Raw genomic sequence first — 16120 nt, forward strand, 5'->3', positions numbered from 1 at the left:
TGGGGGCTTTCGTGCCCCCATCCTGTTAACCACCGCCCCCGCATGGCCAAGTTCGACAAGTGGCTGGACGGCCTGCCTGCTGACGCGACGGTCGCCGACGCGGCCCGCATCGCGGTCGCGACGCGCTCGGCCGAGGTTGTCGCCCGGCTCCCGTTGGCGGCGCAGGGGATGGACCAGGACCCCGAGCACGTGCACCAGCTGCGGGTCGCTGCGCGGCGCACCGCGGCGGCGCTGAAGATCTTCCGGCGGACGCTCCCGGAGAAGCAGGCCGACCGGCTGAAGTGGTCGTTGCGGATCGCCCGCCGCGCCGCAGGACCGGCCCGTGACCTCGACGTGTTCCTCATGCGGCTGCAACAGGAGCAGGCGTTGCCGGGGCTGCAGGGCAGGTTGTACGCCCAACGCGAGGTGGTGCAGTCCGACCTGCAGCGTGCTTGCGACAAGCTCAAGGGGGGCAAGAAGGTCGCCCGGCAGGCGGAGAAGCTCGTCCGCCGGATCCCGGCCGGGTACAATCGGGCGCGACGGCTTGGCAAGCGGCCGTTCGCCCCCTGGGCGGGCAAGACGCTCCGCCGCGAGGCGTCGCGGTTCCTGGACGCCGCGCCCGGCGTGGACGCGGAGATCGAAGAGCTGCACCGGTTCCGCATTGCCGCCAAGCGGCTGCGGTACTCGCTCGAGGTGCTCACGCTGGGTATCACCCGCGACGAGAGCGAGGAGGCCTACGCCCAGCTGCGGGACCTGCAGAACCACCTCGGCGACGTGAACGACAGCGCCTCACTGCTCGCGTGGCTGAAGCGGGCGTTGAAAGACACCTCGCGCAGCGAGCGAGACGCGCTCAACGAAATGCTGCGTAACGAGAAACGCCGGTTGCGGCGCGAGTCGGAGGCCGTTCTCGAATGGTGGGACCCCGACCGGGCCCGCCGGCTGGCGGCGTTGCTGGGCGCCGAGGATAAGCAAGCTTAGTCGGCAGTGGTGGCCGGCGGCGTTTCCGCCGGGCGTCCTTCCAGCCGCTCGCCCATCGTGACCGGCTTGTCGATCGCGTTGGCCAACCTTCGCAGAAACGCTTCCCGTGGGACCTCCACCGCGCCCATGCTGCCGGTGTGCTCGGTCCACTGTTGGATGTCCAGCAGCTCAAACCCGCGGGCGGCGAGGTGGCTCACCAGGCTCGCGAGCGCGACCTTCGAGGCGTCGGTCTCCAGGTGGAACATCGACTCGGCGGCGAACGCGGCGCCGATCGCGACCCCGTACACCCCGCCCACCAGGCGGTTCTCGAGCCACACGTCGATGCTGTGGGCGTGTCCCAGTTCGTGCATCCGGGTGTACGCCGCCCGCATCTGCGGTGTGATCCACGTGCCCCCCTTACGGTCGGGCGCCGTGGCGCAGCCGTGCATCACCTCGGCGAACGCCTGGTTGAGGGTCACACGGAACCGCCCCGAGCGAAGCCGCCGCCGCAGGCGCCGCGAAACGTACAGCCCGTCGAGTTCGATAACGGCGCGGGGGTCGGGCGACCACCACAGCAGCGGCGAGTGGTCGTCGTCGGGCCAGGGGAAGATGCCGTGGCGGTAGGCGTCCAGCAGCCACTCCGGCTCCAGCCGACCGCCAATCGCGATCAGGCCCTCGGGGCCGGCCTCGTGTACCGGGGGGAAGATGCTGGGCGCCTGCGGGTTCATCCCACGAGCGTAGCCGCGCCGGCCGAGCGGACGCAAGCCAGCCGCGGTTCGCCCCGCGCCGCTACCAGGCGGTCTTCACCTCGCCGAGCAGGTCTTCCCAGATGATCCCCTGCAGCATGCCTGACTCGACGCGTCGCGAGTAGGTCACGCGGCAGGTGAACCGCGGCTTGACCCAGGTCGCCGAGCCGGGCACCGTGATGAACGGGCGGGGCGAGTAGGCGGCCGCCAGCTTGGCCGGGAACTCCAGGGCCTCGTCCTCCGTGAACGACGGACGGACGCGGCCGGCGTAGTACAGCTTGCCGTTGAATTCGGTGGCCAGCAGCAGCCGGTCGATCGACCCGTCCTGTGCCAGCTCGTAGCCGACGATCAGCGCGTCGATGGTCTGCCGCTCGGGTGGGCCCTGGGCCTGGCCAAGCCCGTCGCCGCGGTCGGGCAGGGCGCCGTTGACCGCCGCGTTGTCGGCGAACGACTCCATGGCCTCTTCCATGTCCATGCCGTTGTCCTTTCCGCCCGCCTTGTCGGCGATCGCGCCCAGCAGGTTCTTCTTGGCGGGCTGCTTGAAGCCCCAGTCCCAGATCGCCTCGTACGGCAGTCCGCCGATCACGAGGGCGGAGCAGACCGTGGCGGTCAGCGTGACGTTGGCCGAGTTGACCACCCAGAACCGCTCGGGCAGCTTGCGGAAGATCTTGAACCAGCCCTTCAGCGGGCTGACCACCAGGTCCATCACCCCCATGTCGGGGTCGGCCGAGGCGGCCATGAAGAACGCCAGCAGGTGGCACGCCGCGAGCAGGCTGGCGCCGATCAGCAGCTGGCATACGGCCCAGATGGTGCGGAGGGTTTGGTCATCGGCCGTGTAGATCCTCACCGCGACGCTGGCCGCGATGACCGCGAGCGTGGTGCCGATGAGCTTCCAGCCCCACGCGGGGATGAGCGTCGCCCACACCTCGGCGTGCGACTTGGCCGGCGTGGCTGGCGCCTGGCCGTTGCAGGCTTGTTCCCATTCCGGAGCAATGTCCACGTGGATCCCCAGCGAAGCGTACCAGCCGCACGACGGGCAGGCCGACAGCTTGCCGTCGGGCAGAGCGGCTTCGCACTTCTCGCAGACCGGTCCGACCGGCGCCTCTTCTAGTTCGATGGCGCCGCCGTCAAAGCCGGGCAGGCTGTCTAGGGTTTCCGACATGTCGAGGGGTCCCCGGTCGCTGGTCGTTTGGGAGTTATGGTCGTTCTGGAAAACCTAGCTCGCTACGGCTGCCCGGCGGGTAGCAATTTGCGGAAACCTGTCCGGGATTTAGGGATTGTGCAGGCCATGCGCACGACGCACGCAAGTCATTCATGCCGAATGCTGACCCACCGCACGCCGACCGCTATAATGCAGGCTGCTCTATTCTCGCTGGGCCTCGCGCCGACTCGACAGAACAAGAGATCACCAGCCGATGTCTCACACGCCACCCGAGGAGGCCCCCCTGGCTTCCTCTGCGGACCCCGCGGCGCCCTCCGCCGCCGAGCCAGTCGCGGACCTCGACCGGCAGATGTTCGACAAGCCCAATCTGCAGCTGCGCGACCCGGACCCGTACGCGTTCGCCAACCGCATCTGGCGGCTGACGCTGGTGTTTGTGGTGCTGAGCGCCGTGGCCGCCGGCCCCTACCTGTGGGGCCAGTTCCAGTACTCGGGCCGCTACAACACCCTCATCGCCGAGCACGACGCGGCCGACGAGATCCTGGGCGACCTCCGGCCCCGGCTGGAAGATTTTGCGCTCGCCTCGCGGATGGTCGCCAAGAAGGTTGGACCGTCGGTGGTCAACATCTACCGCCCCCACTTCCGCGGCACCGACGGGCAGGGCTCGGGCGTGATCATGGACGAGGAGGGCTACATCCTCACCAACTTCCACGTGGTCGAGGACGCCAAGGGCCTGCGCGTCCAGCTGGATGACGGCCGCGACGTGGAGGCCGCCGTGTTCGGTTTCGACCGCGCCACCGACCTGGCCGTGCTCAAGATCAACGCCGACAACCTGGTCGCCGCCAGCTGGGGCGACAGCGACCTGCTCGACTTGGGCGACCTGGTCTGGGCGATGGGCAGCCCGTTCGGGCTGAGCCGCAGCATCACGTTCGGCATTGTCAGCGCCAAGCACCGCAGCAGCTCGAGCGGCATCGTGACCGCCAGCGTGTACCAGGAGTACCTGCAGACGGACGTCGCGGTGAACCCGGGCAACAGCGGCGGGCCGCTGGTGGACCTCGAGGGCCGCGTCGTGGGGATCAACACGGCGATCCTCGGACCGACCTACCAGGGCGTCAGCTTCGCCATCCCGTCGGCGCTGGCCCGCGAGAAGTACGAGCAACTCCGCGACAAGGGCTACATCGAGCGCGGCTACCTGGGCGTGCAGCCCAGCACCGTGCCAGAGCGGGTCCGCCGCGAGCTGGCGCTCGATCAGGGCAAGGGCGTGCTGATCGCCGACGTGGTGGCCGACGGGCCGGCCGGCATCGCCGGCATCCGCCGGCGGGACGTGATCCTCCGCTGGAACGACCACGAGGCGACCGACCCGACCGTGCTCAGCCGCACGATCGCCAACACCGAGATCGGCTCGACCGCCACCGTGCTGGTAAAACGCAAGGAACGCGGCGAGGTCGTCGAAAAACGGCTAAACGTCGAGGTCGGTTTGAAGCCGTACGCCGAAGAGGCCCCGGCCCAGCTCGACTGACGCCGGGCATCCGCGGCCCGGGCTCCTCACGCTTACTGTCATTGTTTGGTAGGTTAGCGGGCCGGATGTCCGCCGGCCCCGATCCCGACTAACCGCTCCCACGGATGAGTAGCGCCAGCCCCCTCGACGCCAAGGAGATTGTCCGCCAATCGGTCGACATCGTCGACCTGGTGGGCGAGTCGTACGAGCTCCGCCGGCAGGGCCGCAACTACGTCTGCCGCTGCCCCTGGCACGACGACACCAAGCCCAGCCTAACCGTGAACCAGGAGCGGCAGAGCTGGCGCTGCTGGGTCTGCGACATCGGCGGCGACATCTTTAGCTTCGTCATGAAGCGTGACGGCATCGGCTTCCGCGAGGCGCTCGAACTGCTGGCCGACCGAGCCGGGGTCAGCCTGGCGCCCGCCCACGGCCGCCCCGCCAAACCGGGGGGCCCGGGCGACAAGAAGACGCTGTACGAGGCCGTGGCCTACGCGGAGCAGCGGTTCCACCGCTGCCTGCTGGAGAGCCCCGACGCGGCGCCCGCCCGCGACTACCTGGCCGGCCGCGGCATCAGCCGCGAGAGCATCGAACGGCACCGCATCGGCTTCGCGCCCGACAGCTGGGACTGGCTCAAGAACCAGGCGTCGGCGCAGGGGTTCTCGCAGGCGGTGCTGGCGCGGGTGGGTCTGGTGCGCGAGCGGGACGGCGGCGGCTGCTACGACTTCTTCCGCGGCCGGGTGATCTTCCCGATCCACGACCTGCAGTCCCGTCCGATCGCATTCGGCGGGCGGATCCTGCCGCAGCTAGCGGACAAGGGGGGCGGCAAGTACGTCAACTCGCCCGAAACCCCGCTCTACTCCAAGAGCAACCAACTGTACGCGCTGCACCTGGCCCGCGAGTCGGTGCAGCGGGAGGGGCAGATCGCCGTTATGGAGGGCTACACGGACGTCGTGATGGCCCACCAGCACGGCCTAGCGAACGCGGTGGCGTGCTGCGGCACGGCCCTGGTCGAGTCGCACCTGAAGCTGATCCAACGGTTCACCGACAGCGTCGCGCTGGTGCTCGACGGCGACGACGCCGGGCAGCGGCGTGCTAGCGAGGTCCTTGAACTGTTTGTCACAAATCAGGTTGATTTGCGGATTCTGACCTTGCCTGAAAACCTCGATCCATGTGATTTTATTGCTACGCCTAAGGAAGGGCCCAAGGATGGGTACGGCGTTGAGGCGTTCCGCGAGCTGCTCCGGCAGGCCCCGGACGCCCTGCAACACAAACTCAATACAGCGACCAACGGATTGGTTTCTCCCCTCAACACGCACGCCGCGACGCGCGCTGCAGAAGACGTCTTGGCCACGCTGGCCAAGGTCCCCACCGACGGCCTGGCCGGCGGTGCGTCGATGCTCCGCGAGCAGTCGCTGCTCAGCAGCCTGGCCAACCGCCTGCGGATGCCGCAGGAGCCGCTGCGGGCCCGCCTGGCGGTGCTGCGTCGGGAGCACGCCGCCAAGCCGCTGGTCCGCAAGCCGTTGGCCAGCAGCCCGGCGCCGCAGCCGACCGCCCCTCGGCCCGCCACGCCGGCCGACATCGACCCGAACGCGGCGCTGCTCGACTCCGCGTACGAAGAGCTCGAGGACCCCGGCTTCCCCGGCGAGTCGGCCGACCCGATCGCCCCCGAGGCGGCGCCCAGCAACCTGCCTGTCAAGCTGACCACCCACGACGGCGAGCTGCTGGAGCTGATGCTGCTGGATGCCGAGTGCGCCCGCCGCATCGCCGAATCGATCGCGGTCGACGCGCTCGAGTCTTCCACCGGCCGGGCGTTGTTCCTGGCCTGCCGCGACGCGCTGGAGGTCGAGGGCCAGGTCGACTTCCACTGGATGCTCGGCACGCTCTCGGACGAGCGACTCAAGGGCGCGCTGGTAGCCATCGATGAGGAGGCCCAGGCCAAACGCGAGGGCGACCTGCCCCAGCGGCTGACCGACCTGCTGGCCCGCCACGCGCGGCTCGCCCAGCAGGCCATGCGTTCACAACAGAAAGCGGCGATCGCGCAGCGGTCGCTCACCGAAACCGAGGAACTGGAGACCCTCAACAACATCTTTGCGAACCTCAAGAACCGGCAGACGGGGTCCTTGCCCACGGAAGGGTAGGGGGTCTTGCCGGGACACGCGGGCGCGCCGTTACCCGTGCGGCGCGCGACGACCGTGTGGAGCGTCACCTCACTTAAACGCACAGGAAGTGCGGAGGAGTCGAAGCGATATGACCCAAGCAGCCACCACGCTGAACGACCTGATCGACCTGGCCAAGTCCACCGGCCGCCTCACCTACCAACAGGTCTTCCCCTACCTGCCGGACGAGACCGAGGGCGTCGAGAAGATCGAGGCCCTGTTGAATGTGCTCGACGGCCTCGGCATCGAGCTCGACGACGAGTGCCCCCCGCCCGCCCTGGCCGAGACCCGCGCCAGCGAGCAGGGCGACCGCTCGCACCTGCTGCAGGACGTGCTGCCCAGCGGCAACAGCGACCCCATCCGCATGTACCTGTCGCAGATGGCGGAGATCCCGCTCCTGTCACGCGACGAGGAGATCGGCCTGGCCAAGAAGATCGAGCTGACCCGCAAGCGGTTCCGCCGCAACCTGCTCCGCTCGTTCTACGCCCTGGAGGCCACCGTCAAGACGCTCGAGAAGGTGCACTCCGGCGAGCTGCCGTTCGACCGCACGATCAAGGTCTCGCTGACCGAGCGGCTGACCAAGGAGCAGGTGTCGTCCCGCATGCCGGCCAACCTGGCGTCGCTCCGCGGCCTGATGGACCTGCAGCGTCGTGACTTCGCGGCCATGGTGGACCACCGCCAGAGTGACGAGGTCAAGGCCGAGGCCCGCGCCCGCTACCTCCGCCGCCGCGAGAAGATGCTGGTTCTCGTCGAGGAGCTGAGCCTCCGCAGCCGCCGCATCACGCCGCTGATCGCCGAGCTCGAAGAGTACGCCCAGCGGATGGACGACGTCACCCGCGAGCTGCGTGAGCTCAAGGCCACCGGCGCGCCGGCCGACAAGATCGCCAGCGTCCGCGCCGAGCTGCTGCAGCTCATGCGGCGCACGCTGGAGAGCCCGTCGAGCCTCCGCAAGCGGGCCAGCCAGCTGCGGCGCCAGTTCGCCGACTTCGAGGGCGCCAAGCGGCAGCTCTCCAGCGGCAACCTGCGGCTGGTGGTGTCGATCGCCAAGAAGTACCGCAACCGTGGCCTGTCGTTCCTGGACCTGATCCAGGAGGGCAACACCGGACTGATGCGTGCGGTTGATAAGTACGAGTACCGCCGTGGCTTCAAGTTCAGCACCTACGCCACGTGGTGGATCCGCCAGGCGATCACCCGGGCGATCGCCGACCAGGCCCGCACGATTCGTATTCCGGTGCACATGATCGACGTGCTGACCAAGCTCCGCAACACGGCCAAGCAGCTGCAGCAGGAGATGGGCCGCGAGCCGACCACCGAAGAGACCGCCCTGGCCGCCGGCATCCCGCTGGAAGAGACCGAGCGCGTGCTGGACATCGGCCGCCACCCGGTCAGCCTCGACCGCCCCGTCGGCGACGGCGACGACTGCAGCTTCGGCGAGTTCGTCGAGGACAACGCTGTGGAGAACCCCTGGAAGCTGGCCAACAACGGCCTGCTGCGTGAGCGGATCGAGGAGCTGCTCAAGACCCTCACCTTCCGCGAGCGAGAGATCATCCGCCTCCGCTACGGCCTGGCCGACGGCTACAGCTACACGCTGGAAGAAGTGGGCCGCATCTTCAAGGTGACCCGCGAGCGGGTCCGCCAGATCGAGGCCAAAGCCGTCAGCAAGCTGCAGAACCCGGTCCGCAGCCAGATGCTCAACAGCTTCGTGCCCGAGGGCGCCGAGCTGGTCGAGGGCTACGACCCGCTGGAAGCCGCGGCCTAGCGCGTGCGCCAGAGCCCACGGCGCCAGCCGTGGGAGCGGCTAAGCGAGAAACGAACAGAGCCCTGCAGGGGAATCCCTGCAGGGCTCTTTCTGATTTGGTCCCATGGCCGGCGCCATGGACGGCTCGATTGTGTTAACGCAGGTGACGCGGCCGCTGGAGCCCACACCACAGCGTGCCCAGCCTGTGCCTCAAGCCTGATGGCTGAACTCGAACGGTCGCAAACTACTCCATCGCGATCGCCCGCGCGAGCGGCTCGAGCACCTCGCCGGCGACGTAGTCGTCCACCACTTCCAGGCAGAGCTTCTTGAGCTGCTTGAGCGCGTCGACAAACGTCATGCCGGGGTCCAGGCTGCCGTACCGCCGGGCCGTTACGTACACGCTGAGCTGCTCCTCCTGAAACTCGCCCGTGCGGATGTGGTACGGCGTGGTGCGGTTCTCGACGCTCAGCCGGCACTGCAGGCGGCAGTCCTCGTCAACAGCGAACGTCAGGTTGGGCTCGAAGTTGATGAACGACGCGCCGGGCATCTGGGTCGCCTTGGCGAAGCCGGGCGGCACGCCGATCGCCTCGGCCACCAGCGCGTTGTGGTTGCCGCGGTAGTTGAAGTCGAAGCCCATCAGGAAGTCGAGCGCCTCGCAGTCCAGCCCGCTGATTGACAGCCCGTAGGGCGCCAGCTCCAGGGCGTGCACGTGCTGCTCGTAGGCAGTCTGAACGTTGTCCGGGTTCACGTGCCCGGACGCGACCCGCCGCGGCTCCAGCGAGCACCACCGGTAGACGCCGCTGTCCTTGTCCCCTTCGAGGACAAAGTCGCCCTTGTCCCGCCCGTAGAAGTTCCGCATCTCCGGGTACTTGCGTTGCATCTGCTCGGCAAAGTGCAGCAGCGTCTCACGGCTGTTGGAGAGCTCCATCTCCGTGTTGAGGTTCATGTTGACGTAGAAGTCATCGGCTAGCGAAGCATACGGGTTCATGCCGCTAGTACCTCTTTCGCTGCTGGGGTGCGGTATCCGTTCGGTTGCTGGCGCCGCGGGGTGTGGCCGCGTCGCGAGGGGCGTCATTGCCAGGTTGGAACCAAACTGCGCAGGTTGCCAACCGCCCTCCGGCAAGTATACGATCGGCGTTCTCGGGGTGTCAAAGGCCGCAAACCACGCCGGCGGGCGCCCCGCACCACCCGACTGGAGGTCCCCGTGACGGTCGTGACGGTTGAAACCTGCCATGCCTGCTTTCCCACGGACCTGGGCTGGATGGCCCTTGCCGCCGCGCCGCGGGGCGGGGTCTGGACGCTCGCCTCGTTGGTGTTTGGACACACCTCGGCCGCCGCCGCGCGGCGCCGATTGGGTGCGGACGACCCAGCGTCGATCGGGCCCGACACGTCGACCGCTCCGCCCGACGCCGTCGCCGAGTGGGTCGACCTGTTGGAACGCTACGCAGCGGGCGAGCCGCTGTCGCTCGAGGCGATTCCCGTCTGCCGCGACCACCTCACCCCGTTCGGTAAATTCGTCTCGCGGTCGTGCGCGGCGATCCCGTACGGGCAGACCCGCAGCTACGGCCAGCTGGCCAAGCAGGCGGGCCGGCCCGCCGCCGCACGGGCCGTCGGGTCAGTGATGTCGGGCAACCGGACCCCGCTGGCGGTGCCGTGCCACCGCGTGCTGGGCGCCGGCGGGCGGCTGGGCGGTTTCTCGGCGCCGCAGGGCGTGGCGATGAAGCGCCGGCTGCTCGAGATGGAAGGCTCGTGGATGTTCTAGCCGGGCCGGCTAATCGTTCGGAAGCGAATACTTGTCCCACTCTCCGTCCGGCAGGTTGGCCAGCAGCGCATCCCACGAGTCGTGCCGCTCGAGAGCCGCAACCACCTGCCGCAGCGGCCGCGCGAACACACCCGGCAGGTCGCGCTCGCCGGACAGCCTTGGAATGAATGCGAGCCGCTCCGCCGGTGGCTCGAACCGCGCGTCGATCCCGGCCTTGTTGCCGCGTGGGTCGAGTCGGAACCAGCCCGTGTCGGGCAACCACACCGCGTTGAGCCCGTGCAGGCAGCAGGGCGGACCGTGGTCGTCGATGCAGAGACGCTGGTAGCACAGTCCAGCCGGCACGCCGTTGGCCCGCAGCAGCGCGCACAGCAGGTGGCTCTTGGCGTAGCAGTATCCGGTGCGGTGCAGCAGCACCTGCGACGCCGAGCAGGTGACCGGGTTGCGCCGGTAATCGCCGCTGTGCTGGACCTCGTCACGCACGAACCGGAAGCAAGCGTCGATGGTGGCGAACGTATCCACGCCGCGTAGATCCATCGCGACCCGGGCGACATCGACGTTCGTCGAGTCAATCGACTTGCACGGATTCAGGTAAGCGGCTGCTGGGGGGCGCGGCGTCATTGGGCGGTGGCGGTTGCGGGCGGTCTGGAGGCTCTCGGTTGGAGGAAGGAGGGGCGGCCCCGCCATCCTGCCCATTGACGCCTAGCGGCCACGGCAGGTTCATCTGTGCCAGCGCGTACCGGGCTAGCCGGATGGCGACCGCCACCAGTAGTGTTGCCGTGCTCAGGTGAAGCAGCAACACCAGGGGCAGCGCGACCCCGGCGCCGATCATCGCGAACACGACAGCGACAACCGACGTGGCCACCAATGACTGCTTGACCCCAAAGCACGCACCGCGCCGCGCCATCAGCCAGACCGCGATCCAGATCAGTGCTGTGACAACGTACGAGCACTCCCACGAGGCCGCGCGGGTGCTCACGTGGAGGTTTATTCCGCCGGGTTGATGTAGGCCACCGAACGGCGGAACAGCAAACCCGCACCAGTGCCCATCGGCTCGTTCGGTCCAGCTAGCGGCGGGGCTCCAGTAGCCGGAGTCCACCTCAGCGCCTACGAACACCACGCCGGCACCGTTCAATGACAGGCATCCCGCGACCAGGCCGTCGTGAACCACGCGGGCGGACACACAGTTCGGGCGGCCGTGTCCAAGGACTCCGCCATGGCTGGTGATCGCAAACGCAACCGACAGGCAGATCATCCCCAGCGACCACTCCGCGAGCGTGGGGACGTAGACGGTAACGGTGCGGCCGGCGCGCATAGCCGCTTTACGGCAATGCGGGGAGCTCGGTTCACAGCGTTCTATGCCGCGCGACCGGCCTTGGGAGTTTGACGCCGTGGGGTGAAAGGGATAGGCTTTAGAGTACTTGGGAAGTAAAGCCGTAGCGAAACGCTGCGTCGGAAGCGCCGCCCTGGAGGCGGCGTAGTCCGGCACTTCTTTTCGGAATCGACCCTTCGCTGAGCGGCCCCTGAGGATCAGGCCGCTCCCCGGATGTTGCGTTGGCCGTGCTGGTCGCTGACGCAGTTTGCTCTCGCTGGCCCCCCCCTCCGCAGCGGGATTGGGTTGGCCCCGGGTTGCGGCGCCGACGGGGCGCCGGTTGTGCGATGTCCTCCGAAACGAATGAGGCCCTGAATTGTTGTCTCCCCCCGAGCAGAAGACGCTGGCCACCTTCCGCCAGTTCCTGATGACCCCCAACAAGATGCTCTGCTTCTGGGGCCCCGCCCTCGACCGGCACCGCGACGGGCTGGCGTTGCTGGAGAGCAAGGAGATGGTTGTGCCAGAAGGTCGGGCCGGCGGGTACTCCCTGACCGAATCGGGCTTTCAGGCGATGCGGGATGAGAGCTTCGCGGCGCCCGCAAAGCCCCGCTAGCATCCGTTTTTTCCGCTTCTGCCGGCTGTTCGCTCCTGATGGACGGCGGCTGAACGCCGTGGGGGCATTGACAGCGACCGCCCGGCTGAACTACGCTTCCGGTACTCAGGAAGTAAAGCCGAAGCGAGACGCTTCGCCGGCCGGGCCCTAAACCACGACGAAAGTCGACCAGCCCACGGCAATTCTTTTCGACTCGACCTTTCGCTGGACGGCTACCGATCCCTAGGACGCGCCGCCCCCGGATGTTGTTCCGCCCCGCCGGGTGCCGGACCAGTTTGCTCTCCTCGGTGACCGTCGCCCGCGTGTGAGGGCGTCGCCGATTGGTCCGGTCGTACAGCACGGCGACGCGGGCTTCGCTCGATTCGATCTTCGATTTACGTGCTAGGAGAGCTGTGTCGTGTCACAGGGTACGATCAAGAAGTTGACGGAAAAGGGTTTTGGCTTCATTCAGGGCGATCGTGGAGAGCTGTTCTTCCACCACTCGTCGGTCAGTGGCGCCAACTTTGACGACCTCCGCGAGGGGCAGTCGGTCGAGTACACCGAGGGCCAGGGCCCCAAGGGTCCCCGCGCCGAGAACGTCAAGGTGATTGGCTAATCTAGCCGATTCAACCGAGAAGACACAAAGCCGCCCGGCGCCGCTTTGGCTGCCGGGCGGCTTTTTTGATGACGCCGCCGGCGTGTGGCCGGCCGTTCCACTGCTAACCCCTTAGGGACAACCGTTTTGGCGAAAAATCAGAACACGTTTGAGAAGATGCGTCGCGAGCAAGAAAAGAAACGCAAGGCGAAGGAAAAGCGTGAGCGTCGCGACGCCCGCAAGGAATCTGACGGTGAGAACACCGAGCCCGCGCAGGTGGTCGACCGCTTCGACCTGATGGGCGACTATTAGGCTAAAGGCACGCCTCAGATAGGCGCAAGTCACAGTGCCGAGGCGGCGTGACCGAAAAGCGGGCGCGACCGCGCGGCGCCCCCGGTGGGGCGGGGGGTACGATGGCGTACCCCTCCCCGCACCCCACCGGAGTCCGCGATGTCCAGGCGCGCTTTGCCCCTCCTCTTCATCCTGATGCTCGCGCTGACCTCTAATCATGCGCGGGCCGAGTCCGCCGCCGCCGTCGCCGCCAATGCGCAGCGGTCGATCGATCAGGGCGACGTGCCCGAGTGGTGGACCCCCAAGCTGCCCGCCGACGTGCAGCGCGACGTCGACCGCAAGGGCCGCGGTCTGGCCGAGGGCCTCAAGCTTGAAGACGACGCCCAGACCGACCGGGTCGCCGCGCTCGTCAGTCAGCACTTCGCCCGCGTCTGGGCGTGGCACCAGCAGGTGGACGACCGGCTCGACGCGGCCTGGGCCGATTGGGACGCCGCCCGCAGCAACGCCGACGGCAAGGAGAAGGACGAGCTCCGCGCTCTCGCGATCGCGACCGAGCAGATCGACCCAATCTACGCGGAGTTCACCCCGCAGATCCAAGGCCTGCTGCGCGACCTGCGGGCGGAGGTGGGCGAAGAGAAGGCCACCGAGCTGATGGACCGCTACACCCGCTCGCCTGGCGCCGAGCGGACGTACAACGCGTACCTGGGGATGGTGCCCGAGATGACCGCCGACGAGCGGGCGATCCTGTGGGACCGCATGGCCCAGGCACGCGAGGAGTCGATGGCGGCGTGGACCGGCGGTCGGATCATCAAGATCTTCAAGAAGCAGAAGGTCCGCAACGAGTTCTCGATCGACTACTTTGGCTACGGGTACCGCGAGCGTTACAAGGCGTGGGCGAGCGGCGGGCGCTAGGGCCGTTCGTACTGGGCCGCCTCGACCTGCATCAAGAGTGCGCCGATCAGGAACCCGACGGCGCCGAACAGCGTCCACACAACCGACGGCGTTGAGGCCCAAGGTCCATCCGCCCCCGGCGGAACGGCCGCCAGCAGAGCCGACGCCATAAACCCGAAGCAGCCGAGAAGGTTCACCGCGACCACCCACCAGGACAGGTCCCGCGGCCGCCACGACAGGTGGGCGTGGCCGGCTTCGATGTAAGCCAGGTAGCCCGAGGCCAAGAACAGAACCGAACCCACCAGGTTCGGCGTCCACACCAGCAGGTCCTGCGCAAACCAGCCGAGTCCGGGCAGCATCGCGTCGAAGGTGTTTAGGTTGAACAGCACCGTGCCGGCAAACTGCAGCGCGCAGGACAGCCAGCCCGCGTCTCGCGGGCGCCAGCCAAAGAATCTTCGCGGCGGCCCCCCGGTGTTTGCCGCTTGCCACAGCTGAAGGTAGGCCGCGGCGGTGAACGGGATCGAACCCGCAAAGTAGACGCTGTTCACCTCGGCCGGCGTGAGCGCGAGCCGATCGGCCCACCCCGGCGCCAATGTCAGCAGGCTACCCACAACAAACAACGATGCCCCCACGGCGAACACGCCGCCGATCCACCAGTTCAGGCTCCGCGGGAGCCACAGACGCGGCGCCCAGGGCCGCCAGGGCGGGGCCTCGCCAGGGATTGCGAGCCGCTTGCGGTCGTGGCGGGAGCTCCACGCCCGCAGCTCGCCGCTGGGCATCCGGTGCACGCGCCGCGTGGTGAACGGCCACGCGCCGGCCCGCTCGACGCAGGGAGGCTGGTCGTGGGAGGCATCGGGATTGGCGGGCAAAGGTTCTTCGGAGTCGGGGATCGGCTGCTCCTAGTGGTGGAATCCAGAAGCCTCGGCAGCGGTCATCGCGGCGTGGGTGGGGTGCTGCTCAAAGTGCTCCAGCGCCCGCTTGATGTCGGCCAGCAGCATCCCGGCCAGGTCGCGGCTCACCCCGTGGCGGACCAGCACCCGCTGGATGACCAGGTCCTGGCAGTCGGCCGGCAGCGAGTACGCGGGCACCTGCCACCCGCGGGAACGCAGGCGGTCGGCCAGGTCGTACAGGCTGAAGCCCGGGTCGGTCCCCTCCTTGATCCGCCAGCTCAACGCGGGGATGCCCTGGTGCATGTCGCCCGCGTAGAGGACCTCGAAGGGGCCCAGCTTGGCGATCTCAGACGCCAGGAACTGGGCGGTCTGGTAGCAGGCGGAGTGCACCTTGCGGTAGCCCTCGCGACCCAGCCGCAGGAAGTTGTAGTACTGGCAGGCGACCTGCCCGCCCGGGCGTGAGAAATTCAGCGCGATGTCGCGCATGTTGCCGCCCAGGTAGTTCACCCAGAACACCAGGTCGTCCGGCAGGTCGGACGCCTCGCGCCAGATCACCCAGCCCACGCCGAGCGGCGCCAGTCCGAACTTGTGGCCGGAGGCGTTGATCGACTTGACCCGCGGCAGGCGGAAGTCCCACGCCAGCTCCGGCGCGCAGAACGGCGCCAGGAACCCGCCGCTCGCGGCGTCGACGTGGATCGGGATGTCCAGCCCGCTGGACGACTGCAGCTTGTCGAGCGCGTCGGCGACCGCCTTGACCGGCTCGTACTGGCACGTGAACGTGACGCCCAGCGTCGGCACCACGCCGATGGTGTTCTCGTCGCAGCGTTTGAGCGCCTCCTCGGGCGTCATGATCAGCCGGTCGGGCGACATCGGGATCTCGCGGTGCTCGATGTCCCAGTAGCGCGCGAACTTGTGCCAGCAGACCTGCACTGGTCCGGTGACCAGGTTCGGCTTGTCGATCGGCTTTCCCTCCGCCTTGCGTTTGGCCTCCCACCGCCTCTTCATCGCCATGCCGCCGAGCATGGCCGCCTCGCTGGAGCCGGTGGTCGAGCAGCCGACCGTGTTGGCCTCGGCGGGCGAGTTCCACAGGTCGGCCAGCATGTGAACGCAGCGGGCCTCGACCTCGGCGGTCTGGGGGTACTCGTCCTTGTCGACGATGTTCTTGTCTAGGCACTCGCTCATCAGCTGGGCGACTTCGGGCTCCACCCACGTCTGACAGAACGTGGCCAGGTTCTGACGCGAGTTGCCGTCCAGCGTCAGCTCGTCGTGCACGATGGCGTAGGCGTGGCGGGCCTTGTGCTCGTCCTGGGGGAACCTGTACTTGGGCATCCGCACGGACAGGTCGGCGGACGCGTAGATGTCGTCCTCCAGGTTCTCCCGCACCGCGCCCTTGTCGTGCAACGCCATCCGATTTCCTCCCGCCGGGAAATGAGTTAACCAAAGGTACTGTGCTGGCGATTGTAGCGCCCGACGCGGCGCCTGAACACGGTGGCAGGCGCCGCCGCGACTGCCGTGCACGGCCCGCGTCGATCGAGTAGACTGGCCCCAGTCATTCCG

The 16120-nt window shown here is 68.1% G+C and carries 16 protein-coding genes; 9 read left to right on the plus strand and 7 right to left on the minus strand.

Annotated elements, in window-relative coordinates; all coding sequences use genetic code 11:
* Positions 1 to 42: 42 nt before the first annotated feature.
* Positions 43 to 957 carry a CHAD domain-containing protein gene (locus tag KOR34_RS06135; RefSeq protein WP_146563148.1) on the plus strand — a complete coding sequence of 305 codons (915 nt, stop codon included), beginning with the start codon at positions 43 to 45 and terminating at the stop codon, positions 955 to 957.
* On the opposite strand, the gene aat is transcribed toward KOR34_RS06135, so the two are convergent.
* Both aat and KOR34_RS06145 read right to left on the minus strand, forming a co-directional pair.
* On the minus strand, positions 954 to 1664 hold the full coding sequence (gene aat, locus KOR34_RS06140) for a leucyl/phenylalanyl-tRNA--protein transferase (RefSeq protein WP_146563150.1): 711 nt from the start codon (positions 1662 to 1664) through the stop codon (positions 954 to 956). The genes KOR34_RS06135 and aat overlap by 4 nt on opposite strands.
* A gap of 61 nt (positions 1665 to 1725) precedes the next feature.
* On the minus strand, positions 1726 to 2844 hold the full coding sequence (locus KOR34_RS06145) for an ATP dependent DNA ligase (RefSeq protein WP_146563152.1): 1119 nt from the start codon (positions 2842 to 2844) through the stop codon (positions 1726 to 1728).
* A 253-nt stretch (positions 2845 to 3097) separates the two neighbouring features.
* Between KOR34_RS06145 and KOR34_RS06150 the strand changes: the two genes are divergently transcribed.
* The 3 genes from KOR34_RS06150 to KOR34_RS06160 all read left to right on the plus strand — a co-directional run bounded on the left by KOR34_RS06150 (position 3098) and on the right by KOR34_RS06160 (position 8254).
* The gene (locus KOR34_RS06150) at positions 3098 to 4360 is read left to right on the plus strand and encodes a S1C family serine protease (protein ID WP_146563153.1); all 1263 of its coding nucleotides are present in this window, start codon (positions 3098 to 3100) and stop codon (positions 4358 to 4360) included.
* A 104-nt stretch (positions 4361 to 4464) separates the two neighbouring features.
* Positions 4465 to 6477, plus strand: coding sequence for a DNA primase (dnaG, locus tag KOR34_RS06155; RefSeq protein WP_146563155.1), 2013 nt, complete (start codon positions 4465 to 4467; stop codon positions 6475 to 6477).
* Between the two features lie 109 nt (positions 6478 to 6586).
* Positions 6587 to 8254: a sigma-70 family RNA polymerase sigma factor gene (locus tag KOR34_RS06160; protein ID WP_146563157.1), complete on the plus strand. Its 1668-nt coding sequence runs from the start codon at positions 6587 to 6589 to the stop codon at positions 8252 to 8254.
* A gap of 223 nt (positions 8255 to 8477) precedes the next feature.
* Here KOR34_RS06160 and KOR34_RS06165 read toward each other — a convergent pair whose 3' ends face one another.
* A complete protein-coding gene (locus tag KOR34_RS06165; RefSeq protein ID WP_146563159.1) occupies positions 8478 to 9221 on the minus strand; it encodes a hypothetical protein in 744 nt (247 codons plus the stop codon).
* Positions 9222 to 9494: 273 nt separating this feature from the next.
* Here KOR34_RS06165 and KOR34_RS06170 point away from each other — a divergent pair, with 273 nt between their 5' ends.
* Positions 9495 to 9995 carry a methylated-DNA--[protein]-cysteine S-methyltransferase gene (locus KOR34_RS06170; protein WP_146563161.1) on the plus strand — a complete coding sequence of 167 codons (501 nt, stop codon included), beginning with the start codon at positions 9495 to 9497 and terminating at the stop codon, positions 9993 to 9995.
* Positions 9996 to 10004: 9 nt separating this feature from the next.
* On the opposite strand, the gene KOR34_RS06175 is transcribed toward KOR34_RS06170, so the two are convergent.
* Both KOR34_RS06175 and KOR34_RS06180 read right to left on the minus strand, forming a co-directional pair.
* Entirely contained in the window at positions 10005 to 10613 is a 609-nt protein-coding gene (locus tag KOR34_RS06175; protein ID WP_146563163.1) for a transglutaminase-like domain-containing protein, read from the minus strand.
* A complete protein-coding gene (locus tag KOR34_RS06180; RefSeq protein ID WP_146563165.1) occupies positions 10561 to 11307 on the minus strand; it encodes a hypothetical protein in 747 nt (248 codons plus the stop codon). The genes KOR34_RS06175 and KOR34_RS06180 overlap by 53 nt, the downstream gene beginning before the upstream one ends.
* Positions 11308 to 11680: 373 nt before the next feature.
* Between KOR34_RS06180 and KOR34_RS06185 the strand changes: the two genes are divergently transcribed.
* The 4 genes from KOR34_RS06185 (at position 11681) to KOR34_RS06195 (ending at position 13694) form a co-directional block, all read left to right on the plus strand.
* On the plus strand, positions 11681 to 11917 hold the full coding sequence (locus KOR34_RS06185; RefSeq protein ID WP_146563167.1) for a hypothetical protein: 237 nt from the start codon (positions 11681 to 11683) through the stop codon (positions 11915 to 11917).
* 397 nt (positions 11918 to 12314) lie between these two features.
* Entirely contained in the window at positions 12315 to 12512 is a 198-nt protein-coding gene (locus KOR34_RS06190) for a cold-shock protein (protein WP_146563169.1), read from the plus strand.
* Positions 12513 to 12638: 126 nt separating this feature from the next.
* Positions 12639 to 12803, plus strand: coding sequence for a hypothetical protein (locus tag KOR34_RS26460; RefSeq protein ID WP_197531188.1), 165 nt, complete (start codon positions 12639 to 12641; stop codon positions 12801 to 12803).
* Positions 12804 to 12941: 138 nt separating this feature from the next.
* Positions 12942 to 13694 (plus strand): DUF3826 domain-containing protein, encoded by a 753-nt coding sequence (locus KOR34_RS06195; RefSeq protein ID WP_146563171.1) that lies wholly within the window; start codon positions 12942 to 12944, stop codon positions 13692 to 13694.
* Here the strand turns inward: KOR34_RS06195 and KOR34_RS06200 are convergent.
* Together KOR34_RS06200 and KOR34_RS06205 are read right to left on the minus strand one after the other, a co-directional pair.
* The gene (locus KOR34_RS06200) at positions 13691 to 14542 is read right to left on the minus strand and encodes a hypothetical protein (protein WP_146563173.1); all 852 of its coding nucleotides are present in this window, start codon (positions 14540 to 14542) and stop codon (positions 13691 to 13693) included. The two genes, KOR34_RS06195 and KOR34_RS06200, sit on opposite strands and share 4 nt — an antisense overlap.
* A gap of 30 nt (positions 14543 to 14572) precedes the next feature.
* Positions 14573 to 15970, minus strand: coding sequence for a glutamate decarboxylase (locus tag KOR34_RS06205; protein ID WP_146563175.1), 1398 nt, complete (start codon positions 15968 to 15970; stop codon positions 14573 to 14575).
* Between the last annotated feature and the right edge of the window lie 150 nt (positions 15971 to 16120).

The organism is Posidoniimonas corsicana, assembly GCF_007859765.1.
Classification (GTDB): Bacteria; Planctomycetota; Planctomycetia; order Pirellulales; family Lacipirellulaceae; genus Posidoniimonas; species Posidoniimonas corsicana.

Coding starts and splice junctions, on each gene's coding strand:
- aat (WP_146563150.1), bottom strand. CDS start 1,664: ATGAACCCGCAGGCGCCCAGCATCTTCCCCCCGGTACACGAGGCCGGC.
- KOR34_RS06145 (WP_146563152.1), bottom strand. CDS start 2,844: ATGTCGGAAACCCTAGACAGCCTGCCCGGCTTTGACGGCGGCGCCATC.
- KOR34_RS06195 (WP_146563171.1), top strand. CDS start 12,942: ATGTCCAGGCGCGCTTTGCCCCTCCTCTTCATCCTGATGCTCGCGCTG.
- KOR34_RS06205 (WP_146563175.1), bottom strand. CDS start 15,970: ATGGCGTTGCACGACAAGGGCGCGGTGCGGGAGAACCTGGAGGACGAC.
- dnaG (WP_146563155.1), top strand. CDS start 4,465: ATGAGTAGCGCCAGCCCCCTCGACGCCAAGGAGATTGTCCGCCAATCG.
- KOR34_RS06175 (WP_146563163.1), bottom strand. CDS start 10,613: ATGACGCCGCGCCCCCCAGCAGCCGCTTACCTGAATCCGTGCAAGTCG.
- KOR34_RS06160 (WP_146563157.1), top strand. CDS start 6,587: ATGACCCAAGCAGCCACCACGCTGAACGACCTGATCGACCTGGCCAAG.
- KOR34_RS06180 (WP_146563165.1), bottom strand. CDS start 11,307: ATGCGCGCCGGCCGCACCGTTACCGTCTACGTCCCCACGCTCGCGGAG.
- KOR34_RS06150 (WP_146563153.1), top strand. CDS start 3,098: ATGTCTCACACGCCACCCGAGGAGGCCCCCCTGGCTTCCTCTGCGGAC.
- KOR34_RS06135 (WP_146563148.1), top strand. CDS start 43: ATGGCCAAGTTCGACAAGTGGCTGGACGGCCTGCCTGCTGACGCGACG.
- KOR34_RS06170 (WP_146563161.1), top strand. CDS start 9,495: ATGGCCCTTGCCGCCGCGCCGCGGGGCGGGGTCTGGACGCTCGCCTCG.
- KOR34_RS06165 (WP_146563159.1), bottom strand. CDS start 9,221: ATGAACCCGTATGCTTCGCTAGCCGATGACTTCTACGTCAACATGAAC.